This is a genomic window from Carnobacterium viridans, assembly GCF_900102725.1.
GTDB lineage: Bacteria > Bacillota > Bacilli > Lactobacillales > Carnobacteriaceae > Carnobacterium_B > Carnobacterium_B viridans.
The window spans coordinates 678,165-703,342 of the sequence record NZ_FNJW01000008.1; the positions used below are offsets into that span (position 1 = coordinate 678,165).

The following is a 25,178-nucleotide window of genomic DNA, read 5'->3' on the forward strand; positions in this document are numbered from 1 at the left end:
TATTTTATTTTTATTAAAAATAAAGCTGCCGATTTTTAATGGCAGCATCTATTTTATGTTATTTGACTATATTGATTACTTTTTTAATATATATATAACCTTTATCTATTAAATTGATGCCTTTTATTTTTTTAAGGCCCTGTTTTTTTTCACTTTTTTTAATTGAGCTAGTCATTAATCCTGAATAAATTGAAACCATTTCTCTTTTAATTAGTTTTTTCTGTTCTTTAGAATATTCGTTTTTTAAATATAAATTCCTCAATTCTTTATAAATAACTTGATAAGAATTAAATGTTTGTTGCAACCGTTCTGGACTTTGATTCGTCATAATTGAATTTTCACGATATCTTCTATTGTAATAAAAAGCATTGACATAGCACATAGAATTACTATTAAGAAATACCTGAATAGTAAATAACTCATCCTCATGTAAAATGCCTTCATAAAAAGAAAGAGCATTTTTTACCAAAATTTCTCTTTTAACCATGTACAAATACACTGGAGATGCTAATGTTTGACGATTTGCTTTGAAACGATCCTGTATATATTTTTTTCCTTCTTGCAGACGATGGCTAAAATCATAGTTATTTTGTTTGATTGGTTTATTTAACCCATCTAAAAATGCTTTTCCATTAAACCTTATAAGATCTATTTGTTTTTCTTCCATTAAATTAACTAGTTCTTTTACGGCCGTTAATTCAATGTGGTCATCAGAATCTACAAAAAGCACATATTTTCCAATAGCTGCTTTTAACCCTGAGTTCCGAGCACTGGACAGTCCTTTATTCTCTTGTTGAATAAGTTGAACTCTACTATCTAACAGAAAGGTTTTCACTTTTTGATTACTTGTATCTGTGCTTCCATCATCTACTATAATAATTTGTAACATCTGATAATTTTGTTTTATAATAGATTTCAAACATTCTTCTATATATAGTTCAACATTGTAAACAGGCACAATTACTGAAACCAAAGGTTGATTTTGCACCAAAATTATTCATCCTCTTTTCTAATTTATATTGCCTATTACTATTTATTTGTTTTTTAAAATTAGTTCTTTTAACAATTTTAATTGTCCTGTAACCAATAATCCTATAAAAAATAAAACAATAAAAGCAATTCCATAAATTACAAGATTTATAAAATTAGCAAATGGTAAACTAGGTACTACTAAAAAGAATACTGCTTGAATAAGAGCCATGATAATTGGCTTTATTAAAACTTTTATGACTCCTTCAAAATTAGATTGAAATAACCGATACATGAGTAGGTAATTCATTTGAATAAAGTTTATCGTAAAAGCTAATACGACCATCAATGCAACAGACTCAATACTTCCTGCTATCACTCCTATCGTTATAGCTGTCACAGTTACAATTGCTGATAAAATTCCAGAAAGCAGTAATAGATCTGTACGATTGGCAGATTGAAATATTGCCCCACTACTACTTGATATCATTTGTATCCATACAGAAAGTGCTAATATTTGAAATGTTATCACACTATCTCCCCATTGGTCACCAAAAAGAAATAGAATGATTTCATTAGAGTTGAAAAATAAGAACACAGATAAAGGAAGTCCAATTGTTGCTAAAATGGAAGTGATTTTTAGATATACATCTTTAATTTTTTTATAATCAGTTTCATAATTAGACATTATCGGTTGAATTACCGGAGAAATTACATTCGTTAAAATTTGATTTGGGTATAAAGACACTTGATAAGCTTTGTCATAAAAAGCTAAAGAACTAGATGATAAGTAACGTCCAATTAATACACTATCTAAGTTTCTAGAAAAATAATTAATAAAATTAAATAGAAACTGATTTTTTGAAAAGCTAAAAATTTTTTTCAACGGTTTTTTATCTATTTTTAATTGAGCTTTTAAATTTGTCTTCATATAAAATATACTAAACAACAGAGCTGCTTTTACAGTATTACTTATAATTAATGAATAGTAACTAAATCCATTTATAGCAAGGACAACAGATACAACTCCTGCTGCAATATTAGCTAGTATCATTACAATATTTACAGTACTAAACCTTTTTTCTCTTAATAAGATCGATTGTGGCACTACCAGGATACCATAAAAGAATAGTGTCACTGCTAATACAATGCTGATTGGTCTATAAACTTGATTATTATAAAAGGCACTAATAGGATAACCTGCAAATGCAAAGATAATTCCTAAAAATAATGCTAAATACAATGAAAACCCAAATATACTATTAATTTCTTGTTTAGTTAATGTTTTATTTTGAATAATTGCTGGGCCTATTCCAAAATCGGCAAGCATTTGAAAGAAAATTAAAAAGACATTTACCACAGCTACTATTCCGTACTCATCTGGGGTTAAAATTCTCGATAATATTGCAGTAACTAATAATTGAATCACGACATTAGAGTATTTTCCTAATGCACTATAAAATATTCCTTTTTTAAACTCTTCAGCCATTCCCATAATTTCTCCAACTCCTAAATTCTTTTAATAAAGTTGTTAACTTTTTTAGCAATTAACAATCCTTACATAATCTATTTACTCTTATAATTCTATATATTTTCTAAAAATTTATATTAACTCTTTACTTAAATATTCTCCTAATTGATCTTTTTATAACATTTTTAACTATTAGTTTGTATAACAAACTTTATTAGGTAATCTTTACAAAAGGTAATAATACTATTTCAAAAGAAAATATCAGCTAATGTAAAATTTCTTTTAACAAACTATTTAAATAAAAAACATTGATTAACCAAATTTCTTTTTAATCACGTTAAAACTCTTCTGAAATTTCTTTCCGACTGTTACCCTCAACTGCATCAAGTTTAATGCACCAGCATACTTGTCGTACCTTAAAAGTAGAATCAAGACTTTAACAAATGAATTTTTTTCTTTTTCAGTCTCTATTTCAGAAATGGCTTGGTTAATTTTCGAATCATCCATTAACTCTTCGATTCGTTCAACTTTTTCCATTTTAGTTAATGGGCAATCTTCCCAAGCTAAATTACTTAATTCTAAATACAGTGCACCCCAGTATTGTTGATTCACTAAATCATGATATTCTTTTTTCTTGCCCCAATGCACCATCCAGTCTTCAAAATGACTGGCGATTGTGTACTCATAAAAGAAACGTTCTTTACGGTAGCGATTCACAGCCGAACCTTCTCGGAAGACATAATGATAATAAGCTTTTTGATGAAAATAAATGGTTTGGACATTCATGCCTACTCGTTGATTAAACAAAGCATCTTGTCCAACCTTTTGATTGGTGAATCGGCAGTTGTGTTGCTTTAAAAAATCGTGTTTGTATAATTTATTCCATAAAGCATATGGAGATAAAGAATAGTGTTTTCTAAATTGGTCTCTAAAAGCATCTTTTGTTAAAAGTTCATTTAACTCAGGTTTTTTTTCTATTGTCGCAACGTGGCCTTCTTTGTCTACTTTTTCATCAAAGTACCCACAGACCACCACATCAGCATTTGATTCAATTGCTTTTGCAATGGTTTCTTCAATTAAATTGGCTTCAAAATAATCATCTGGATCCGCAAAATAAATATACTCACCAGTCGCTTTATCCAATCCGGCATTTCTAGCAAAACCTGAACCGGCATTTTTTTGATGGATGACACTTATACGTGGGTTTTCCAACTGATATCGATCGCAGATTTCTCCAGACGCATCGGTTGACCCATCATTCACTAAAATAATTTCACTATTTTTATACGTTTGGTTTAATGCACATTGGATTGCTTTTTCCAACTGTTCGGCAACATTATATATAGGCATAATAATTGATACTTTCTTCATCCTTATACCCCTTTCACTTTACTGACACAATGACTTGCCTATTATAGCATAATCCATTAACTGAAACATTACAGTTTTCTAAAGTCTGTTCTCCGTTTCCGAGGCACTCTTTACCAAACTTTAACTTGGTAAGCGTTGACTTATTTTTGTTCAATGAGTAGAATTAACCTTGTTAGATAGAACTATTGATAAGACAAATATAAAAAAATGAGGGATAAATATGGCCATTTTAGTAACTGGTGGTGCTGGTTATATCGGCAGCCATACAACTGTAGAATTATTGAATGCTGGACATGAAGTTGTTATCGTAGATAATTTTTCAAACAGCAAGCCTGAAGTGTTAAATCGAATTAAAGAAATTACTGGAAAATCATTCTCTTTTTATGAAGTAGACGTATTAAACAAAGCAGAGTTAGAAGCAGTTTTCAAACTTCATGACATTGAAGCTGTCATCCACTTTGCGGGTTACAAAGCTGTAGGCGAATCCGTTAGTGAACCGTTAAAATATTACCACAATAACTTAACCAGCACTTTTGTTCTAGCTGAGTTAATGGAAGCTTACAATGTTAAAAAATTGGTTTTCAGCTCTTCAGCAACAGTTTACGGGATGAATAATGTTTCTCCGTTAACGGAAGACTTGCTTTTAAGCACTACAAATCCATACGGCACGACTAAAATGATGATTGAACAAATCTTGCAAGATGTCTATGTTTCGGATCCTTCTTGGAGCATTGCACTGCTTCGTTACTTCAATCCTATTGGAGCTCACGAAAGTGGACGAATTGGAGAAGATCCAAATGGCATTCCAAATAACCTAATGCCTTACATCACACAAGTTGCTGTAGGTAAACGAGATCAATTAAGTGTATTTGGTGGCGACTATGATACTACAGATGGTACTGGCGTGCGCGATTATATTCATGTAGTTGATTTAGCTAAAGGTCACTTAAAAGCTGTTGAGAAGGTTCTTTCTACTGAAGGCATCGAAGCCTACAACCTTGGAACTGGCATTGGTTACAGTGTACTAGATGTCGTAACCAATTTCGAAAAAGCTACAGGTAAAAAAGTAGCTTTTGCAATTACAGACAGACGTCCTGGCGACATCGCTACATGTTATTCAGATGCTTCAAAAGCGGCTACAGAACTTGGCTGGAAAGCTGAACACACACTAGAAGATATGTGTCGTGATTCTTGGAAATGGCAAGAAACCAATCCAAACGGATACGAATAATTAAAGGTTGAACAAACCCACTCCCCTTTCTGATGATTTAGATCATTAGAAACGGGGGTGTTTTTTTGAAGCGCCGTCACTCTTACGAGCAACGGCTTTCCACGAACAAGTTACACCGGAAATTGCCTCTACTCTTTCGTGTAATCGCTCTGCTTAAAAGAGTGACACAAAATACAGTCTTCACTTTTCCGTCAATCGTGCTTACTCGTAAAAGTCCTGCACCAAAAAAATTCACTCTTCCATGGAAGAGTGAATTTCAACAATTAATCTGAAACTATTGTTTTACGACTTATTTTCCATTAGAAAAAGGCTTTATTTTAGAGCGACTATATTTTCTAGTATGAAATGATCTTGGCTCATTGATGGATCCATTTTGATAAACATCCATAGACGCGTTAATGACTGCGCCTGCAGTCATTAATGCTCCAATAACCTGCAGCCAGATCAATATGATCATGAATGTTCCAATTGTTCCATATGTTTTTGCACCAAAAGCAAAGTATTTCACGTAAATAGCGAATGCTTGTGAAACCAACATCCAACCAATAGTTGAAATGGCTGCTCCAGGGAGAACACTTTTTACTGTTACTTTTGCATGTGGAACAAAGTAATACAACACACAAAAAATAACAAAGAGCACACTCATCGTTACCGGCCACCTTAAACTTTGAAATGTCTCACTGATCATTAAAGGCAATTTGAATACTGGAGTAATGTATTCTAGTATCAATTGACCAAATCCAAAAACAATGACCAGTACCATAATACATAAAATCAGTAATGCCGTTAAAATCAACGAAAACAAGCGAATGATGACGAAATTTCTTCTAGGCTCTACACCATAAGCTTTATTCATACTTACTTGCATTGCATTCATGCCTCTACTGGCAGACCAAAGTGCTCCAATTACAGCAATCGATAGAATACTTCCACTGCTTTGACTAAACCAATTCATCAACAAGTTCTCTAATTGATTAAAAAAGTAAGTTGGGACAATATTTTCGATATAAGGCAATAGTTCTGCGGCATCTAAGCGCAAGTAAGGCAGTATATTGCTAACTACAACCATCACTGGGAAGATGGACAATAAAAAATAATAACTGATAATAGCTCCAGAATTCCACACTTCAGCTTCCCGATATTTTTTAATGAGAATGATACTAAAACTTTTTACTACCTTTACTGTTTCTTCTTTCTTTACTTCTAACTTACTTGACTGACTATTTGCCAACGTTTTTAATCCCCTTTTTCGAAACCAAACCTCATTATACCTACTTAAATGAATAAAATAAAATAAATTTCTTTATAAAAAATAACAGTTTAAATAAATCGTTTTATAATCGGCACTTGTGCCATCCCTTTTACACAAATGTAGCTGCTACAAAAAATCACAACAGTCAAAATTGGCACAGATAAAATTGGAGTCGAAAACAGTGTAGTTACTCCTGTTTTCCATACAAGAAATATCAGCAATACATGAATTAAATAGATTCCAAATGAGTAAGTTGAAAATTCTGTAAGAACACGCCTAAACAAATTTGAAACACTCTTGGAATATAATTTTTCTTTCACTAATAAAAAGGCAGCAGTACTCATAAAAAAGACATTTGGCGTCAAATATTGATAAGGCAGATCATAATGTTCCCCTTTTTTTAGCGATTCTACACTCGTTACTATAATCGTGCTAATCAACCCGGCTACTCCTAAAAGATAGATCGCAACTTTGATCCATTTTTTCAGGTTATAATGAGCCAGGTAATAACCAGCAAAAAAGTAGCCGACATACCCAAAAGTAATGTCTAAGTTGATGCCTCTTTCAGCAAAGGTAACCGTTGAACTAACGGGAAATTCATAATAAGAAGGTAAAATAATACCGATATACCAACAAAATGCGATTAAGTAGAGAATGATCTTTTTCTCTTCTGCAATTTTTCTTAAAAAAGGAACCATAACGTAAATCTCAATCATCCGAAAAAGAAACCATAAGTGAAAATGCCCTTCTTTAAATGCTTCAAAGATTGCACCCCACACTTCTGCATTGAATGTTCGATAGTCATTCCAAGTAAAAAAGACTACATACAATGCTGACCAAAAGACAAATGTCGTTACTAAGCGTAAAATGTTTTTTTTGTATAGTTTTTTAATTGAAAACGCTCGATTTGGATCTAAAAAAAAGATCCCACTTAGCATGAAGAAAATTGGCACACTCATCCGAGCAAAGCTATCGTAGATATTTAATACTTGCCATTGGTACGAATCAATTTCGTATAAGCCAAAATCGCGTGAGACAATGTGAATCGTGATCACTAAAAATGTAGCGGCTACACGAAGTATATCCGCATATAGTACCCTTTCTTTCATTAGTTTCTTAACCCCTTTTAACTGTTTTATTCCCTCATTCTTAGTATACCATCAAAAGAAACAAGAAAACGAGACAACCCTCATTTTTGCATGGGGTTATCTCGTTTTCTCAAATTTAATAATGGTATAAATTAGTTTTTTTGTTCAGTCAAAATTTTTGGACCGTCTTTTGTGATTGCTAGTGTATGTTCAAACTGACAACTTAATCCGCCATCTTTTGTACGGGCAGTCCAACCATTGTCATCCATTTTAGACTTCCAAGTTCCGGTATTGACCATGGGTTCAATCGTAATTACCATACCTTCTTTTAAGCGAAGGCCTTTTCCAGCTTCTCCATAATGAGGAACTGAAGGAGCTTCATGCATTGTTGGCCCAATGCCATGTCCAATAAACTCACGGACCACAGAAAACCCTTCTGCCTCAACATACGTTTGGATTGCATGCCCGATATCGCCGATACGATTTCCAACTTGTGCTTGCTCAATTCCTAGGTAAAGAGCTTTTTTTGTTACTTCCATCAATTTTTCCGTTTCTGGAGTTCCTTCACCGACGATGTAGCTCCAGCAAGAATCCGACATAGCTCCTTTTAAATTAACAACCATATCAACTTTGATTAAGTCGCCATTTTTTAAAACTTCTTTTTTGCTTGGGAAACCATGACAGATTTCATCATTCACGCTGACGCATGTTGCATATTCATATCCTTCAAAACCAATTTGTTCTGGGATACCTCCATGTTCTTCAATATACTTATGTGCAAATTCGTTGATTTCCCAGCTTGTAATACCTGGTTTGATAAAATCTCTTAAGGCTACATGGACATTCGCCAACAAAGCACCTGATTCATCCATTGCATCAATTTCACGTTGTGATTTTAGTGTAATCAATTTCGTTCCTCTTTTCTATTTAGTCATTCATATGAGTTTGTTTTTACTCTTCAATTCATTATAAGCTTATTTCTTAAAATTGTGAACCATTCTTATGAATGATTAAAATATATGCCTTTTCTCTCATAAAAAACTGGGTTCAATTCTTCCTTTTAACGTGAATTAGTCTTTAAAAGGCTTTCTATTTGAAAAGTTCTTACTTTAGGGTTATTTTTATGCCGTTTTCCTTTATACTTTACTATAGAACAATTAATGAGAGCGAGTGGTTTTTAATGAGTAAAAAAACAACCTATACCCCTAAAAAAAATACCAATAATCAGCTATATACGGTAACTGAGCCAATGGAATTACTGCCTTTTCTATTAAACATCATGAGTCACACAAGTCGTAATTCAGTTAAATCGATTTTAACCAGAGGCCAAGTGACTGTGGATGGAAAAGTCATAAAAAAACACAATCACCCTTTGCTTCCTAATCAAGTTGTCGCGATTCAATCCAATAAAGCAGCAATCAAAGAGACCGCTTTAGTTGGAATGACGATTTTGTATGAAGACGATGCGATTATCGTTATCGATAAAGAAGCCGGTTTATTGTCTATTGCTGCTAAATTTGCACAAGAATTAACGGCACATCGTCAATTGATCAACTATGTCAAACAAGAAAATCATAACAATCGCATATACGTGGTGCATCGCTTAGACCGTGATACTTCAGGTGTGATGGTTTTTGCAAAAACGGAACAGGTCAAACAAGAGATGCAAGAAAACTGGAAAGATATCGTTAAAGAACGTATTTATACCGTTTTAGTCGAAGGCGTCGTATCTGAAAATGAAGGCACGATTAAGACATGGTTAACCGAAAGCAAAGCAATGAAGGTTCATTCAGCTACTTATGATAATGGCGGAAAATTAGCCATTACCCACTACAAAAAAATACGAAACAACGATGAATTCACATTACTAGAAGCGCGTTTGGAAACGGGACGTAAAAACCAAATTCGGGTTCATATGGAAACACTTGGTCACCCCGTTGCAGGAGACAAGAAATATGGCGCAACTTCTAATCCTTTAAAACGTTTAGGACTGCATGCCACTACTTTAGCTTTGATTCACCCTACCAGCAAAGAATTGGTTCGGTTCCATTCAAAAGTGCCTAAAGTTTTCTTGATGCACTCAAAATAATGCTATTTAAACAAAAAATAATAAAGCTTTGCTTTATCTCTCCTCTAGTTCAATGGTATGATAATTAAAAAAGCTATATTAGTAAAAGGGTTTAAGGATGGTTGGCGATTATGGAGCATAAAAAAGTATCTGTATTAGGGGTTTCATTTGACAATAAAACAAAAGAAACTTTCCTCGAAGAGTTAATGGATCGGGTCAACCACAAACAAAAATCTTTTGTGGTGACCGCGAATCCAGAAATTGTGATGTATGCAAAGAAAGATTCCGCTTATATGTCACTAATGAAAGAAGCGGACTATATTGTTGCTGACGGAATTGGCATTATAAAAGGATCAAAAATATTAGGAACTCCAATTGTAGAACGAGTTGCAGGGTACGATTTAATGTTAGCCTTGCTTGAAGAAGCCCACAAACAAGGCAGTCGGGTTTACTTGTTAGGCGCACAAGAAGAGGTTTTACAAAACACCGTTAAAACTGTTCATGAACGCTACCCTTCTATCAATCTAGTAGGTGCTAGAAATGGCTACTTTGATTTTTCAGATGCTTCGATTATTAAATCGATTCAAGCGACGCAACCAGACATGGTCTTTGTTGCGTTGGGTTATCCAAAGCAAGAACAATGGATCCAGCAGTATATGACTACCGCTTCAAAAGGGTTATTAATGGGCGTAGGCGGCAGTTTTGATGTTCTTTCTGGAAAATCAAAGCGTGCTCCAAAAATCTTTATTCAATTGAATATGGAGTGGTTGTATCGGTTGATTAAACAACCCTATCGATTGAAACGGATGATGGCTTTACCCTACTTCTTACATGAAGTAAAAAACGAAAAGAAACAAGTCACCAAAAAATAATCCGAAAAACTGAGCAGATCTGTTCAGTTTTTTTTGTAAGATTCCCAATAAAAATCGCATACAAATGAGGTTGAGCAACTATGAAAGTACTACACATCAATGCGGGCTTAGAAGATGGTGGCGGAAAAAACCATATCCTCTCCCTGCTTTCTCAATTTGATCCAACGACAGCTGAACTGCTTGTTCTAGAAAATGGTATCATTGCGGATGAAGCTAAGAAATTAGGCATCGTTGTACACGTCCTTGAGCAACAATCTCGCTATGATTTATCTATCTTGAAACGGTTGACTCAGTTCATCACTAACCATTCTTTTGATATCGTGCATACCCATGGTGCGCGTGCGAACTTTATTTTTTCTACGATTCACAAAAAAGTTGCTGCACAATGGCTCATTACGGTACATAGCGATCCTACGCTTGATTTTATGAACAGAGGCATCAAAGGAACGTTATTCACTAAATTTAATCTGGCCAGTTTAAAAAAAGCGGATCACTTGATTGTAGTAACGGACAGTTTAGTAGACTCTTTGCTTAAATTAGGCATCAACAAGAATAAATTAACCATTATTTATAACGGGATCCAATTCAATCCGGATACACCTAAACCGCTAATGACAAATGACAAGTTCACCTTGACTTGTGTGGCTCGCTTGCATCCAATTAAAAGACATGAATATTTACTGGATAGTCTACATGTTGCTGGTTTCACTAATTTCTCTTTAAACTTAGTTGGCGATGGAGAATTGAGAGATACGCTTGAAAAAAAGGTACAGCAGTTGGGTATGCAAGAAAATGTTCACTTTTTAGGCTTTTTAAACAAACCACAAGTGGAAGAAACGATTGCTCACTCGGATATCACTGCCTTAGCTTCTTCAAATGAAGGTTTTCCGATGGTTCTACTTGAATCGGCAAACCAAAAAGTGCCTTTTATCGCTACGGATGTCGGTGATGTCGCTCTCTTAGTGCCAGATAAAAGCTATGGCTGGTGTGTTCCTGCCGATTCCATAGAGGCGCTAACAATGGCTCTAAATGAGGCCTATTCTGAGTGGGAAAATCATACATTAGAAGCTAAAGGCGAACGACTCTATCAATTGGCTTCTACTCAATTTTCACTTGATCGTTTTTACAGTGAAACAATGTCTCTTTACGAAAAATTAATGCGTAATTGATTCGCTATTTACTAAATACAGTCGTTTCTTTTATTGCAGAACTTGCCTTACCTTTGGTATACTCTGTTAAGAAAGTACACACGTGTAGAAAAGGATGATAGATAAATGACCAAAGCTTTAATTGTCTTTGCAAGTTTAACGGGCAACACAGCAGAGTGCGCAGATATTGTAGACGAAGCGTTAAAAGATTTAGGTGTGGATGTTGAAACAGTTGAATGTATGCAAGCTGAACCGGAAGATTTATTGGATGTCGATATCTGTATCATTGGTACCTATACTTATGGAAGCGATGCGAATTTACCGGATGAGTTCGTTGATTTCTATGAAGAACTGAGTGAAATTGATTTAACAGGCAAAGTTTTTGGTACGTTCGGATCAGGTGATCACTTTTATGAAAAATTTTGCCAATCAGTAATTGATTTTTCCAATAAATTAGCTTCAATCGGTGCTGTAGAAGGTGCTGAAAGTGTCAAAGTTGACTTAGATGCTAATGAAGAAGATATCGAACAGCTAAAAGCTTTTGCTAAAGCATTAGTAGAAAAAGCAGAGTCTCTAACATAAAAAAACTTCCTCGTCATAATGGCGAGGAAGTTTTTTAGTCTATATTTTTTAGTGTTGATAGCTTAGTTAAATTGGTTAGAAGTTATTTCTGGAGGAATAAGGTTTGCTTGTAGCCATGCATTGGATTCAATGCGAATTATAAAGCGTTAATGCTTCATTGGGAGTGTGACTAAAAGCGTTTAGACCTGAATCACTGGAGCGAATAAGCGCAGTATGGTCAACGACCATCGAGCATTATTCGTGAAGTGGACGTCAGGACTGCTTTTTGAAACACGTTCTAGAATACAGCAACTTCAGACGTTCCCATGGCTCTCCACAAGCAAAACTGTCTATTCCAGAAGAAATTTTAGTTTGTTCTATCAACACTATCTGCTATACAACTGTTTTTTATGCTTTATAACTTGGCACATGTTGTACTAATACTTGATTGATATAATCGGTTACGTCTTTTTCGTGGAACTTCAAGAACCCTTGTGCAACTAACACCGCTGTGCCATGAACTGTGATCCAAATGTTTTTGAATAGTTTCTTTTTTTCAGCTTTAGATAAATCTTTTGTTCCTTCGTTTTGTTTAAAAACTTCCATCATTTTATCCAATGAAATATCATGCATTTGATCTGTATCCAGTTGTGACTCAAAGAAGAGTGCTTTGAAAAAGACAGGTTCTTCTTTTGCAAAATAGACATAGTTCAAACACATATTGAGCAAAGGATCTTCTGTGCGTTCTTTAGTATAAATAGTCTCATCGATGTAGTTTTTTATTTTCACAACGAGTTCGTGTTTTAAGTCATCCATATTTTTAAACTCTAGATAGATCGGCTGCGTTGAGCAATCCATTTTTTTTGCAATATTACGTGCTGTAAAACCTTCAAATCCTTCTGTTTTAACAACTTGATAAGCTGTTTCAAGAATTTGTGATTTTAAAATTGTTTTCTTTCTAGCCATCTCAGTTCACCTCTTTTGCATCATTTACCAATAATTAGGAGACTTTATAATCTATTTCCGAATATTTCAACATCTACAACCAACAGTTTTTGACTTTTTTCTTTGTGTCTATCTTTGCGATTAACTGACTAATCTCATCTAGAAATTGAGTTCAGTGTTAAACAGCATTCGTTTAAAACGTGTGTCAAAAAACAATACTGTACCTGTTTGTTCGGATTCTCTCTCCAATAATCCTTAATTTATTCTATCACTATTGTGATTAAAAGAGAACTCTTTTGTACTGCAAAAACAAACACTTGTACACTATGTGTTTGTTCTATTAAATTGGTCTAGCTATTTAGTTACTTTAAAAAAGCGTTCGAGACACGATAGTTATCTATTGTCAATCTATTTTTATTTATCATTCTAATAAAATTATTCAGGAAATTGTTTCTCTTTCTTTCGTGTGCTATTATTAGTACGTAAGAGTTTGAAACCAAACGAACGAAAAGTATAGTTGCTTGCTTCTAGTTTCTTTTGTTCCAACCTCATTTTGTATTATTAGGAGGAAAAATATGGTATTGCCAAACTTTGAAGAAAATTTACAAAAATACGCTCATTTGCTCGTTAAATCGGGTATAAATGTGACAGAAGGACACACGGTTGTCTTGCAAATCGATGTAGATCAAGCACCCTTAGCTCGTTTAATTACCAAAGAAGCTTATGCTTTAGGCGCTACAGAAGTAATTGTGAAATGGGCAGATGATGTCGTGAACCGTGAACAATTTATTGGGACACCTCAAGATCGTTTAACGGCTATTCCACAATATAAAATTGACGAATCATTAGATCAAATTGCTAAGGGAGCTAGCCGCATCAGCGTCCGTTCCTCAGATCCAGATGCATTATCTGGTGTAGACAGCGATAAAATCGCTGCTTATCAATCTGCAGCCGGGAAAGCTTTAAGTGAACAACGTAAAGCAACTCAAGCGAATAAAGTGAGTTGGACAGTGGCTGCAGCTGCTGGTGCTAAATGGGCAGCTAAAGTCTTCCCTAATTTACCAACTGAAGAAGAACAAGTTGATGCATTATGGGATGCTATCTTTAAAGCGGTTAATCTTTATGACGCTGATCCTGTTGCATCTTGGGCTAAAAAAGATATCACGTTGAATGAAAAAGCTGATGAATTAAATAAAGAACAATTTGTAGCTTTGCACTACACAGCTCCTGGTACTGATTTAACGGTTGGTTTACCTGAAGGTCATCGTTGGGAAGGTGCCGGTAGTGATAACGTTCGTGGCGAACGTTTCATGGCAAATATGCCCACTGAAGAAGTCTTCACTGCTCCTGACGCTAATCGCGTTGACGGCGTAGTTCGTAGCACTAAGCCATTAAGCTATGCTGGTAACACGATTTTGAACATGGAATTCACATTTAAAGACGGTAAAGTCGTAAATGTTACTGCTGAACAAGGCGAAGAAGTTTTGAAGAATTTAGTTGCGACAGACGAAGGTTCTGCACGTTTAGGTGAAGTAGCTTTAGTTCCTGATCCTTCTCCTATTTCTCAATCCGGTATCGTATTTTTTAATACTTTATTCGATGAAAATGCCTCCAACCATTTGGCTTTAGGCTCTGCTTACGCTTTTAGTTTGATTGGTGGGACAGAAATGTCAGAAGAAGAATTAAAAGCTGCCGGCTTAAATCGTTCAACGATTCATGTTGACTTCATGATTGGTTCTGACAAAATGGATGTGGATGGTATCCGCAAAGATGGTAGTACTGTTCCTGTTTTCCGTAATGGCGACTGGGCTTAATGTTGAGACTCACAAAAAACGACTAGGCACTTGTCTAGTCGTTTTTTGTATTTATACTGTTATCCATTACTCTTTTTTTACCAAACGAACAATTTTTCCTCGGACCCGTTTGTCTTCTTTTAAGACTTGTGTGATTCTGAAGGAAACTTTATCGCCTTCTCTTACTTCTAAATGTGTCGGAATAGAGCATAATGCATCTAAATTTGGTGCAATTCTTACAAAGATACCCCATTTTTTAATGTTTCTAACAGTTCCTAGCACAACTTGATTGGCTTCCATATCCTCTAAAGAAACGGAAACTTCATTTTTGTATTTCACAATAGGCTCTACTCTTAAATTTTTATTTTCCGTAATCCGGTTAAACCTTACTTTAATTGTATCTCCTATAGTTAAGACATCCCCAATCGTAGTATGATCTTCAGCAAAATCTTTATTCAACATCTGAACAGAGGTATTTCCAATTAAAAAGTAAGCCCCATAACGCAAATGCTTGGTTAATTTAGCTTCGACTATTTTTCCCTCTTTCAATTCTTTATGTAGTAAATCAAATTCTTTTTCTCTTATTTTTTTTACTGAGCCTAGCATCGAACCTTCTTTTTCATTTATACTGATGAGTTGAAACTGAATTTCTCCCCCTACATAATGCATTAGTGACAATTGATGCGGTTTAAAGTCCAGCTCATTCCGTTCGATAAAAACTGGGATTCCATCTATTTCTACTTTTACAACATCGCTGGCTAATCCTTCATCGTATTGAGACGATAAAATAGTGCTGGTCAATTCGACTTCTTGATCGATCATCTTATAATAAACTTCATAGTTTAGAGGTTGAATCATTTCTTCATCGGCAGCAAAAAAAACGTTTTCACTTCTTTCCATGACTGCAACATCTGTTGACCCTACTTCGTTAGTGTGAATTCCTATCCATTTTTTTACTAGATCCCTTATACCCATCTTTAATTTCTCACTCCTCAAAAAATAATAAATGATTTGTTTAGTCAACCTTATTATAGCACATGTTTTTTTATTTTTATGTACTTTTTTCCTTCATTTGACAGCCATCTTTTTTTGAATCGTTCAAAAATTTTTTTTAGGCACAATATCGCTATTTATATTAGCAATTTCTTGAACATTTAATGACAAATTGTTGGGTTGTCACCAATTGTTCACTTATTAATTCTTTCACTTTATCTTTTAAAGATTTTTTTACTGTATACTAATAATCATACATAGCACCATTTAACTATCTTTTATATGTAAATCACATAAACAGCACGCTAATTTCAGGAGGAAACCTTATGTCACAAAAAGAAGTAGTCGATATTCGCTTTATGCGTAGCAAAAAGGCTATATCTGAAACGTTCATCAGCTTATTGAATGAACGCGATTTTAAGACGATTTCAATTACTGAAATTGTCAATAAAGCCGGCGTTAATAGAGGAACATTTTATAAACATTATGCCTATAAAGAAGATATTTTAAAAGAGATACTAGATCAATTTCTAGATCATCTAACGATTATGTTGGAAGATAACTACCGAGATATCTGTTATTCTAATTTAAAAACCATTCCTTTATCAGATGCCCTCTTTGTATTTATCTGTGAACACCGTAATTATTTTCATTTAGCTATTCATTCTGTTGGTTTCCTAAACTTCCAATTGCAATTTTCTGCTGTGTTAAAAAAATTTTTGAACGAAAGCTTTTTCTCCACTGTTCAATATTCTTTAAAATCGCAAAAACCTCTTGGTGCTTATATCGCTAATGGAGTTTACGGTTACTTAGTTGAATGGGATGAAACAAACTACGCTTCTTCTACTACTGAAATGGCACAACAACTGACAGATATCTTTGTTTTAGATCGTAGTATTTTTCAATTGCCACTGTCCAATTTTGTAACTGAAAACGACTAACTTAGGTCATCAATGATACAAATTTGAGCTTTCATTTTAAACCTAGACATTTATTTTAAACTGTGAGAAAATAGAGACTGTGTTCATACGGTCCTATAGCTCAGGTGGATAGAGCAAACGTTTCCTAAACGTTAGGTCGGGAGTTCAAATCTCTCTAGGATCATTTTACATCAATAAAGAGAAAATCAATATTTTTAAAATAGAAAGAAGAGCTATTTTTCTTTCTATTTTAAATTTTATCAAAACTGAGAAAATCAAAAACAGAACCTTGCTTGAATAAGGTTCTGTTTTTGATTTTATTTAGTTTTAACTTTTGATTAATGCTGTACAATAACGCTGAGGGGTTCAGTCAAAAATTCTTGTGATTCTTCGACATAAATACGGTGCCAAACCATAAAAGTTAAAGCTGTCCATATTTTGCGTGAATAGTCTATCTTACCTATGCGATGATTGATTAAAAGGTCTTCAATATAACCTTTATTCAAGATATGTTCTGTTTGAGATTCCCGTATAATCGTCAATGCCCAATCATACATTTCATCTTTTAACCAATGACGGATTGGAACTGGAAAACCTAATTTTTTACGGTAAATAACATTTTCTGGAACAATTCCTTCAACTGCTTTTCTTAAAATATATTTAGTCGTTCCATGAGCAAGCCTTAAATGTGCAGGTATTTCTCTAGCAACCTTAAATACTTCTTTATCTAAAAACGGCGTTCTCAATTCTAATGAATGAGCCATTGTGGTTCTATCTGCATTTAAAAGTAAATCTCCACTTAACCACGTATTAATATCAATCAATTGCATTCTATCTACTGGATGATAGCCAATTGTTTGTTGATAAATCGGTTCTGTTACGTTCTGAAAAGGATGGTTAGGATTATAATTAGTTAATAAGTTATTTTTTTCACGTTCGTCAAAAATCTTTGCATTTCCTACATACCGGTGCTCTAGCGGAATGGTTCCTCTAAGAAGAAAACTTTTTCCTTTTACTCCCTCGGGCATTAGCCGGGCTAACTGATGGATAACTTGATTAGTAACTTTACCATTGCGATTGAACATTCTCAATGCATGCGGTTCGTTATAAATACCATATCCCCCAAATAATTCATCCGCTCCTTCGCCTGATAACGCAACTTTTACATGCTTTCGAGCTAATTCTGACAAAAAGAATTGTGGCATAGCTGCAGGATCAGCCAAAGGGTCATCCATATGCCAAATAAAACGTGGAAATTCAGCCATAAATTCTTCTGCAGTAATCGTGTGACTAAAGTTTTCTACTTTTAACTCTTCTGCCGTTTCTTCAGCTAAGTTAATTTCATTGTATCCATCTCTTTCAAATCCAACGGATAATGTCTTAAGTTTAGGATTAAACTCACGTGCCATCGCTACAATGATTGACGAATCAATTCCTCCTGATAAGAAGGAACCAACTGTAACATCAGATCTCATGTGTTTTTCAACAGAATCCCATAAGCTTGTTCTAATTTCCTTTGCAACTAGTTCTTCTGATTTATTACTAGGTAAAAAATCTGCTTGCCAATATCTAGTAATTTTTACAGTTTCATTTATCTTCTTTGTCATAAAATGACCTGGTGGAAGTTCCTTAATCGCTTGGTGCATCGTTTCTGATCCTGGAACATACTGAAAGGTTAAATAATTTTGTAATGCAATTTGATCTAATTGTCGATCTTGAACCACTTTTAGAATAGCTTTTTTTTCAGAAGCTACATACAAACCTTGATCTTCTACTGCGTAATAAAAAGGTTTGATTCCAAAATGATCACGAGCTCCAAAGAACACTTTTTCTACTTTATCCCAAATCACAAATGCAAACATTCCTCTTAATTTATCCACTACTTTTTCTTTGTATGCTGAATAAGCTGCAATGATGACTTCTGTGTCACTATCCGTTTTAAACGCATAGCCTTGAACACTTAGTTCTTTTCTTAATTCTATATAATTATAAATTTCACCGTTAAAGATAATCCAATAGCGTTCATCTTCATAAGACAATGGTTGATGTCCTTTTTCAATATCGATAATACTTAATCTTCTAAAACCTAACGCAATCGTATCATCGCTATAATAGCCTTCTTCATCTGGCCCTCTATGTACAATCATTTTATTCATTTGATCAATCGTGTTCTCAATTGTTTTTTGTATTGTATTTTCTGTATTAGAAATATACCCAACAAATCCACACATAGTTGTGCTCTCCTTTATAAACAAACTGTTTTATACTTTCTGTTATCAACGGTTAAATAGCTTTTAAATGAAAACACTAAAGACTAGTTTTTAGCGTTTTCATTACATTTATATTACAACTATTACTTTAATATATCAATAGTTTTTTTATTTTATTTAATTTAATAGAAAAAACGCCTGTCTTCTGTTTTACTGTTGAAATAAAATTTCGCTTAGATACAACTCATCTCTTTTAGATGGTTGATTAACTTTTTCATCGATTGTTCCTTCAAAAACAAGTTCCCCTGAATTACTGTCAATTGCCATGATTTGCATAGCTTTATCTGTTACATTAGAACTTTCTGCAAAGAAAACAATCCCATCTTTCACTTGCAGAATGACATCTGCTTTTAAAATTGCTAGTTGTTCTTTAGTTAATTCAACGGATTCAAGCTCTAATAACTCTCTTTGCTCTAAGGAATAAGAGTAAAGAGACAACGTTGTGTCATTCTTTTTGTAAAAATACAAAGTAGAATTTTCAATAAGTATCGTATTTCCTAAAGCTTTGTTATCTAATTTATCTGAAACATCTATTAAAAATTGTTCTCCTGTTTCTATGTTTACACCGATTAGTCCAAAAACAGGTTGAGTTATTATTTCGTTTTCATCATATACTTCCGTTTCTGTTTGTGGAACATCAAGAGTTACACGGTAAACTAAAATTTTTGAAGAATGGATATCATTTCCTGCATTCAGTAATTCAACATATTGAATTTCTTTGTCTTTTGAATCCACTAAATCCATTTTAATTTTTTCATCTTTTTCAATTTTCTCATTTGGCAAATCGATTGAATACAAATGCTGCTCATCTTGTCCGTTTTCGCTATTTATTGAGTACCCATTTGTCACCACAATTAATTTATTATTGGCAACTTGAACGTCTTCAATATACATTGAAAAGTAATCCGTTGCTTTAGGAAAATCTACTGAAAAAGAAATCACATCATTTGTTTTTTTGTCCAATACTTCAATAAGAAATTTTGAATCTTCAGTAACAGCCGACATGGAATCTAACGTTATATCTGCATAAGCTAATATAGAATCGTCTTCAAAATAATTGGCTAATTGTGGTTCTTTTCCACGCATAAAACTCCGATATTTTTTTTGCAATTGAGTCATTTTTTCATTGCCGTTTACACTACCCTGTAGTTGATTTAGATAAGGCTGAGTTGAATAGTAAGTTGTAGCCTCGTTCGCAATTTCTACTTCTGTTCCTATTCCATAAAGATTATTTTCATAGTAATACCCTTCTATGGTCATATCCTCTATTAATGTTTTGTCGCCACTTTTTGCTGAGACTGAAAATTGTGGTCTTGTCTCTCCCGTAAAAATAGGTTGAATATAATAAATACCAATTGAAAGAACAGCTAATCCTGCAATGATGCCTAATTTTCCATAACGTTTCATACTCTCTGCCTCCTCTTAAACTGTTACTTTTTTATTCAATAAGTAATGACTCATCCAGCTACTTATCGCAATAACAAGTACCCCTAGAATAATCTCGGTGATAATGATTTCATTTGGATAAAGCCAGTTTAAACCGACTATATCGTTAGCAATAACTGGTGATAAAAACACAAGAAATAAAACAATACTAAAACCTATTCCCATCATTATTCCTTTTAATCGGAAACTTCTCTCAAATAAGATTGTTGTGTAGGTTAAGAAGAGCAGTATAAATCCTGTACCATAGTAGATGATAAAAGATAGAAATGATTGTGGCATAAAGAGAGAAAGATAATAAGATAGTTCACTTAATTGTTGCAGCGATAGATCTAAGCGAATATCACTTGCAACTAACAGCTTTAATAGTTGACTTTCAACAATTAGTAATATGAGTTGAATAGAAACTAATCCAAAAATCATTAAAGCTATGGTTGTGATTTTAGACCAGAAGATAGTCATACGAGACGTTGGCAGCATCAATAACCGATAAATAAATGTATTCTTCCCCATCCACTCAACGTACCAGATATAAAAACTATAGAATAACACAGCCGTTACACTGATAAGAATAGGCAATAAAAACCAAATATTATTAACTACCCAAAACATGCTCATTTCACCTGTTTCACTTAAAAATTGAGTTTTTGGTATTTTATTTTGATAAACTGCTTCATTTAATTGATTTATGTAATTTTTAGACTCTATAAAAACTGCAATAAGTTGCGATACAATAGTTAACCCAATTAAAGAAACATACAGTTTTATGCAACGGTTAAATTCAAAATTTACTAGTTTTAGATAATTTTTCATGGCTGGAACACCTCTCTCATAACATCAACAACAGACTTTCCTTCTTCTTCGCGTACTTGTTCTGCATTAAATTCTTTCAATACTACACCTTCATCAATCAACACAACTTTATCAATCAAATGCTCAATATCATTAATTTCATGTGTCGTTATGATAACTCCGCGATCTTCAATCAAGTGGCTTGTAAACACATTGGCAATCTGTTCTCGGCTAAAAATATCGATTCCAGAAAAAGGTTCATCCATTAATAAATAATCAACGTCTAAAGCCAAACCTAACATCAAATTCACTTTAGCCGTATTTCCTTTAGAAAGGGTAGAAATTTTATCCTCTTTTGTTAATTTAAAAAAGCCTAGTAATTCTTCAGCTCGTCCTTGATTCCACGATTGATAAAAATTTTGCATAAACTGCATGGCTTGTTCAATTCTAAAACCTGGCAGCATAGTCATTGTATCGGGAATAAATGTGATCTTTTCATAAATTTTTTTATTTATCTTCTCTCCGTCAATCAGAATCTCACCGCTGTTCATTGGAGTTAAATTCATGATTCCATTTAAGATAGTCGTTTTACCCACGCCATTAATGCCGATGATACAAGTGATTTCGCCTTTATTGGCTGTAAACGAAATTCCTTTCAAAACTTTTTTTCGGCCAAATTTTTTCGTGATTCCTTTTACTTCAATCATTTTATTCCTCCTGATTCAGCAACATATTTTTCTTTGATTAACCCTATGACTTTATCTAGCGGTACTTGAATCGGTCGAATCGCAGATACAAAAGAAGAAACAGCTTCTCCCAACAATTCATCTTGGACGGCTCCCAAAACACTTCGATTTTCTGAAATTTTACTTGGTGAATTGCTTTCTGTATATATTAAGCCTTGTTCCTCCATTTCCTTATACGCTCGCTGGGCTGTATTCGGATTGATTTTTAACTGACTGGCTAGCTCCCGTCTAGACGGCATTTCTTGACCCGGCAATAATTTTCCTGCTGCGATTTCTTCTTTAAAATGTCGAACAACTTGTTCATACAGCGGATCTCGTTTATTAAAATTAACGTTCATAGCAGCCTCCATTTTGATTTCATTTTCTTGCGACTGTATTAACCGGTTAATACGCACTAGGTAAAAAAATGCGTATTAAATGATTCCTACATCTCTCTGCTGTATTATATCCTTCATACACTTTTATTGTCAATCACTTTTTTGTTTTGGAATAATGATGGTTTAACTTCAGACGGTTTCTAGGCAACTCAGTAAATGGATGGCTCTCCACAAGCAAACCCGTCTATTCCAAAAAAAATTTCATTTTATTCTTATAATCACCATTTGACGAAGATTCGCTTTCTTTCACTCAAAAAGAAACCAGGAAAGACTAATCAATCTCACTGGTTTCATAATTTTATTTAGTTGATTATTCCTTATATGGAGGATCGTTCTTATTCCATTCTTCTTATCTTTTTGCTACTTCCAGCATGATTTACTTTTGAATAGTTAATCTTCTTTCTTTTCACCTTTATTGTATAACACAAAACCTAAGACAATCAGTATTATGCCAATTCCTAAAATGAGTATGCGGTGCTCGTTTAGGCCTGTGAGCCCCAATATAATGGCAACAAATCCGATTGTCATCATAAACAATCCATTCTTCAGCATGATTCCTCATCCTCGCTATTTTGTATTTCATTCTTCAGTCTATAATTGACTATTCTTCTTCACATATCTATTTTCATCAATATGAAAGCGTGTGTCAAATTTTTGGTCTTGTTTTGGAGGATAATACATAAATAACGCTTCCACTTTATTTCAGGTTGTGCTATCATACGAAAAAGCTTACCAATTCTCGTTACATACCCTTGCCTCGTCAGCTTGTTCAATAGCATATTCCTTTGTTTCTTTACTAAATCTTGTTACACTAATGTTAACAAGTTTGACTAAATTGGAAATGAGGTAGTTCGATGAAACAGTTAAAGGTGAGCCATTATTCCAAGTGGACATATTTCATTCTTATCCTTACTCTTTTTCTTGCTGGATCAATGAGTACTGGCTGTGGAGCAACTGCTAATCACAGTGCAGATAGCAGTTCTACTCAACAAAAAGAGTCCCTTTCTGCTTCTAAATCTGATACCGCGGTAGCTACACCAGTCGAATCGACCATTATAAAAGAAGATGATGGTGTGATTACATTTGATGATTTCAAAGGGTATTGGGCTACTTTTGATTCAAAAGATTCTGTTCCTTTTCAATCGAAAATTGGAAAATATACGGTTGCAATAACAGATGACTCCTTTATTCCAGGTGAGTGGGGAACAACTTTAGGCGGTAGTGATATCCTTGGTTATACAATTGAGGGATCTATGCTAACATTAGAACTTTATACACCTGATTCAGTTTTAGAAGGTGCAGATGAGACCTATTTATTGACACTAGAACTTGTAAAAAAAGACGGTCTGTTTGTTTTAAAATCAGCTAACGGATCAGTTATTTTTTACCCTGTTACTTCCCAAGAATTTCTAGATGCTGGTTGGAAGATACCTAGCGATAGCTTGTAGAATAGGTTAGCTTTCAGCTTAGTTTTTAAATTATCATTAAAAAAAAGACTAGGACAAATACATTTCTGTATTTGTCCTAGTCTTTTTTTGCTTTATTCGACTTCTTTGTTTTTTGTTTTTCTTCGTGCACCCTTATTTTTATCTACTTTTTTGCGGTGTTTCTTCTTTTTCTTAACAGGTTCGATGATTTCTTTTTTAGTTGCCTCAACGATTGGTTTAATCGTCTTTTTCACTTTAACAGGTGCTTTTACTGCTTCAGAGGTTTCCGGCTGTTCCTCAGCTAATGGACGCTCTTTCACAATTTCTCCACCATACAAGTAGACTTGGTTCAATTTGATTTCCAATGAAGAAATTAATTTTTTGAATTCTCTTAATTCACGTTCATTAACCAAGGTCAAAACAGTTCCAGTTTTCCCCATTCGCGCTGTACGACCTGAGCGATGAATGTAACTTTCTTTCGTTTGTGGAACATCGTACTGGATTACGTATGGCAAGTCTTGAATATCTAATCCTCTAGAACCTACATCCGTCGTTAACAATAATTTGATTTTGCCATCGCGAAATTGTTGCAAAGCTTGTTTGCGCTCTGTTTTGTATTTTTCACCGTGTAAAACAGCTACAGAGATGCCTTCGTAATTTAATTTCTCAAAAGCTAATGTTAAATTGGCTACATTGTTTACAAAAACAAGCCCTCTAAAATCTTTCATATGCGTCAACCGTCTAAGCGTCTCTACTCTTTTACGTGTAGGTGTTTCAATATACGCGTGAAGGACTTCACCTTTAGACTGATCCTCTTCTGTTGCATCGATCCATTCCGGTTCTACATTAAACCATTTGGCTAAATCTTGCATCAATTCATTGCTGGTAGCTGAAAAGAAGCCCATTTGGCGTTGCCCAGGCATTTTATTGACTAGCTTTCTTACCGTTGCCAATTGTTCTTGTTGTAGTAGTTGATCTGCTTCATCCAAGATAACCGTTTGTACTGTATGCAATTTCAATTTTTTTGTCTCAGAAATTTCAAAGATTCGTCCAGGAGTACCGACAATAATTTCTGGTTTTTCTTTCAATTTATCCAACTGGCGGTTTAAATTGGCTCCACCAATAATTGTCTGACTGTTTAAGCCTAGTTGGCTTGCCCACTCTTGGACTACTTCTCCCACTTGAATCGATAATTCTTGTGAAGGTGTCAAAATAACTACTTGGACACCAGCTTTTGGTTCAACTCGTTCTAAAGTTGGAAGTGTATAGGCTACTGTTTTACCAGTTCCTGTAGGTGAGATACCCACCACGTCTTTTCCTGTTTTTAGCGGTTCATAAACTTTTTCTTGAATAGCAGAAGGTTCTTTATATGCTAATGCTTCCCAATGCTGTTTAAATGCGGGTAAACTGTTTTCTATCATCATTTAGTCCTCGTTTCTTT

23 protein-coding genes and 1 tRNA gene are annotated in these 25,178 nt (G+C 34.1%); 9 read left to right on the top strand and 15 right to left on the bottom strand.

Annotated features, from left to right (window positions below; translation table 11 throughout):
• Window positions 1-58: 58 nt before the first annotated feature.
• From BLT48_RS04615 to BLT48_RS04625, 3 genes are all read right to left on the bottom strand, one after another.
• Complete coding sequence (locus tag BLT48_RS04615; protein ID WP_226776789.1) at window positions 59-988, bottom strand: glycosyltransferase; 930 nt, start codon at window positions 986-988, stop codon at window positions 59-61.
• A 45-nt stretch (window positions 989-1,033) separates the two neighbouring features.
• On the bottom strand, window positions 1,034-2,464 hold the full coding sequence (locus BLT48_RS04620) for a lipopolysaccharide biosynthesis protein (RefSeq protein ID WP_089975666.1): 1,431 nt from the start codon (window positions 2,462-2,464) through the stop codon (window positions 1,034-1,036).
• A 288-nt stretch (window positions 2,465-2,752) separates the two neighbouring features.
• Complete coding sequence (locus tag BLT48_RS04625) at window positions 2,753-3,811, bottom strand: glycosyltransferase (RefSeq protein ID WP_089975669.1); 1,059 nt, start codon at window positions 3,809-3,811, stop codon at window positions 2,753-2,755.
• Window positions 3,812-4,031: 220 nt separating this feature from the next.
• Here BLT48_RS04625 and galE point away from each other — a divergent pair, with 220 nt between their 5' ends.
• Entirely contained in the window at window positions 4,032-5,042 is a 1,011-nt protein-coding gene (gene galE, locus BLT48_RS04630; RefSeq protein ID WP_089975670.1) for a UDP-glucose 4-epimerase GalE, read from the top strand.
• Window positions 5,043-5,331: 289 nt separating this feature from the next.
• On the opposite strand, the gene BLT48_RS04635 is transcribed toward galE, so the two are convergent.
• The 3 genes from BLT48_RS04635 to map all read right to left on the bottom strand — a co-directional run bounded on the left by BLT48_RS04635 (window position 5,332) and on the right by map (window position 8,290).
• Window positions 5,332-6,273 (bottom strand): YihY/virulence factor BrkB family protein, encoded by a 942-nt coding sequence (locus BLT48_RS04635; protein ID WP_089975673.1) that lies wholly within the window; start codon window positions 6,271-6,273, stop codon window positions 5,332-5,334.
• A gap of 89 nt (window positions 6,274-6,362) precedes the next feature.
• Complete coding sequence (locus tag BLT48_RS04640; protein WP_089975675.1) at window positions 6,363-7,403, bottom strand: acyltransferase; 1,041 nt, start codon at window positions 7,401-7,403, stop codon at window positions 6,363-6,365.
• 131 nt (window positions 7,404-7,534) lie between these two features.
• Window positions 7,535-8,290, bottom strand: a complete 756-nt coding sequence (gene map, locus BLT48_RS04645) for a type I methionyl aminopeptidase (RefSeq protein WP_089975678.1) — start codon at window positions 8,288-8,290, stop codon at window positions 7,535-7,537.
• Window positions 8,291-8,562: 272 nt separating this feature from the next.
• Here map and BLT48_RS04650 point away from each other — a divergent pair, with 272 nt between their 5' ends.
• The 4 genes from BLT48_RS04650 (at window position 8,563) to BLT48_RS04665 (ending at window position 12,052) form a co-directional block, all read left to right on the top strand.
• Window positions 8,563-9,471, top strand: coding sequence for an RluA family pseudouridine synthase (locus BLT48_RS04650; RefSeq protein ID WP_089975681.1), 909 nt, complete (start codon window positions 8,563-8,565; stop codon window positions 9,469-9,471).
• Between the two features lie 110 nt (window positions 9,472-9,581).
• Window positions 9,582-10,322 carry a WecB/TagA/CpsF family glycosyltransferase gene (locus tag BLT48_RS04655; RefSeq protein ID WP_089975684.1) on the top strand — a complete coding sequence of 247 codons (741 nt, stop codon included), beginning with the start codon at window positions 9,582-9,584 and terminating at the stop codon, window positions 10,320-10,322.
• Between the two features lie 80 nt (window positions 10,323-10,402).
• Window positions 10,403-11,491, top strand: a complete 1,089-nt coding sequence (locus BLT48_RS04660; RefSeq protein WP_089975686.1) for a glycosyltransferase — start codon at window positions 10,403-10,405, stop codon at window positions 11,489-11,491.
• 105 nt (window positions 11,492-11,596) lie between these two features.
• Entirely contained in the window at window positions 11,597-12,052 is a 456-nt protein-coding gene (locus tag BLT48_RS04665) for a flavodoxin (protein WP_035023587.1), read from the top strand.
• 387 nt (window positions 12,053-12,439) lie between these two features.
• Here the strand turns inward: BLT48_RS04665 and BLT48_RS04670 are convergent, their stop codons facing one another.
• Complete coding sequence (locus BLT48_RS04670) at window positions 12,440-12,997, bottom strand: TetR/AcrR family transcriptional regulator (protein ID WP_089975689.1); 558 nt, start codon at window positions 12,995-12,997, stop codon at window positions 12,440-12,442.
• A 554-nt stretch (window positions 12,998-13,551) separates the two neighbouring features.
• Between BLT48_RS04670 and BLT48_RS04675 the strand changes: the two genes are divergently transcribed.
• Window positions 13,552-14,790: an aminopeptidase gene (locus BLT48_RS04675; RefSeq protein ID WP_089975692.1), complete on the top strand. Its 1,239-nt coding sequence runs from the start codon at window positions 13,552-13,554 to the stop codon at window positions 14,788-14,790.
• 66 nt (window positions 14,791-14,856) lie between these two features.
• Here the strand turns inward: BLT48_RS04675 and BLT48_RS04680 are convergent, their stop codons facing one another.
• Entirely contained in the window at window positions 14,857-15,744 is an 888-nt protein-coding gene (locus BLT48_RS04680; RefSeq protein WP_226776616.1) for a hypothetical protein, read from the bottom strand.
• Between the two features lie 344 nt (window positions 15,745-16,088).
• Between BLT48_RS04680 and BLT48_RS04685 the strand changes: the two genes are divergently transcribed.
• Window positions 16,089-16,703 carry a TetR/AcrR family transcriptional regulator gene (locus BLT48_RS04685; RefSeq protein ID WP_089975695.1) on the top strand — a complete coding sequence of 205 codons (615 nt, stop codon included), beginning with the start codon at window positions 16,089-16,091 and terminating at the stop codon, window positions 16,701-16,703.
• An 89-nt stretch (window positions 16,704-16,792) separates the two neighbouring features.
• Window positions 16,793-16,866 (top strand) — tRNA-Arg (locus tag BLT48_RS04690).
• Between the two features lie 154 nt (window positions 16,867-17,020).
• Here BLT48_RS04690 and asnB read toward each other — a convergent pair.
• The 6 genes from asnB to BLT48_RS13820 all read right to left on the bottom strand — a co-directional run bounded on the left by asnB (window position 17,021) and on the right by BLT48_RS13820 (window position 22,862).
• On the bottom strand, window positions 17,021-18,913 hold the full coding sequence (asnB, locus tag BLT48_RS04695) for an asparagine synthase (glutamine-hydrolyzing) (protein WP_089975698.1): 1,893 nt from the start codon (window positions 18,911-18,913) through the stop codon (window positions 17,021-17,023).
• Between the two features lie 189 nt (window positions 18,914-19,102).
• Window positions 19,103-20,359 (bottom strand): hypothetical protein, encoded by a 1,257-nt coding sequence (locus BLT48_RS04700; RefSeq protein ID WP_089975701.1) that lies wholly within the window; start codon window positions 20,357-20,359, stop codon window positions 19,103-19,105.
• Window positions 20,360-20,374: 15 nt separating this feature from the next.
• Entirely contained in the window at window positions 20,375-21,208 is an 834-nt protein-coding gene (locus BLT48_RS04705) for a hypothetical protein (protein ID WP_089975704.1), read from the bottom strand.
• Window positions 21,205-21,894, bottom strand: a complete 690-nt coding sequence (locus BLT48_RS04710; RefSeq protein ID WP_089975708.1) for an ABC transporter ATP-binding protein — start codon at window positions 21,892-21,894, stop codon at window positions 21,205-21,207. The genes BLT48_RS04705 and BLT48_RS04710 overlap by 4 nt, the downstream gene beginning before the upstream one ends.
• Window positions 21,891-22,271 carry a GntR family transcriptional regulator gene (locus BLT48_RS04715; protein WP_089975711.1) on the bottom strand — a complete coding sequence of 127 codons (381 nt, stop codon included), beginning with the start codon at window positions 22,269-22,271 and terminating at the stop codon, window positions 21,891-21,893. Before BLT48_RS04715 ends, BLT48_RS04710 begins: the two co-directional genes overlap by 4 nt.
• 429 nt (window positions 22,272-22,700) lie before the next feature.
• On the bottom strand, window positions 22,701-22,862 hold the full coding sequence (locus BLT48_RS13820) for a hypothetical protein (protein ID WP_176944072.1): 162 nt from the start codon (window positions 22,860-22,862) through the stop codon (window positions 22,701-22,703).
• A 302-nt stretch (window positions 22,863-23,164) separates the two neighbouring features.
• Here BLT48_RS13820 and BLT48_RS04720 point away from each other — a divergent pair, with 302 nt between their 5' ends.
• Window positions 23,165-23,758 (top strand): hypothetical protein, encoded by a 594-nt coding sequence (locus tag BLT48_RS04720; RefSeq protein WP_089975714.1) that lies wholly within the window; start codon window positions 23,165-23,167, stop codon window positions 23,756-23,758.
• A gap of 92 nt (window positions 23,759-23,850) precedes the next feature.
• Here the strand turns inward: BLT48_RS04720 and BLT48_RS04725 are convergent, their stop codons facing one another.
• Complete coding sequence (locus tag BLT48_RS04725; RefSeq protein WP_244885801.1) at window positions 23,851-25,158, bottom strand: DEAD/DEAH box helicase; 1,308 nt, start codon at window positions 25,156-25,158, stop codon at window positions 23,851-23,853.
• Window positions 25,159-25,178 lie beyond the last annotated feature (20 nt).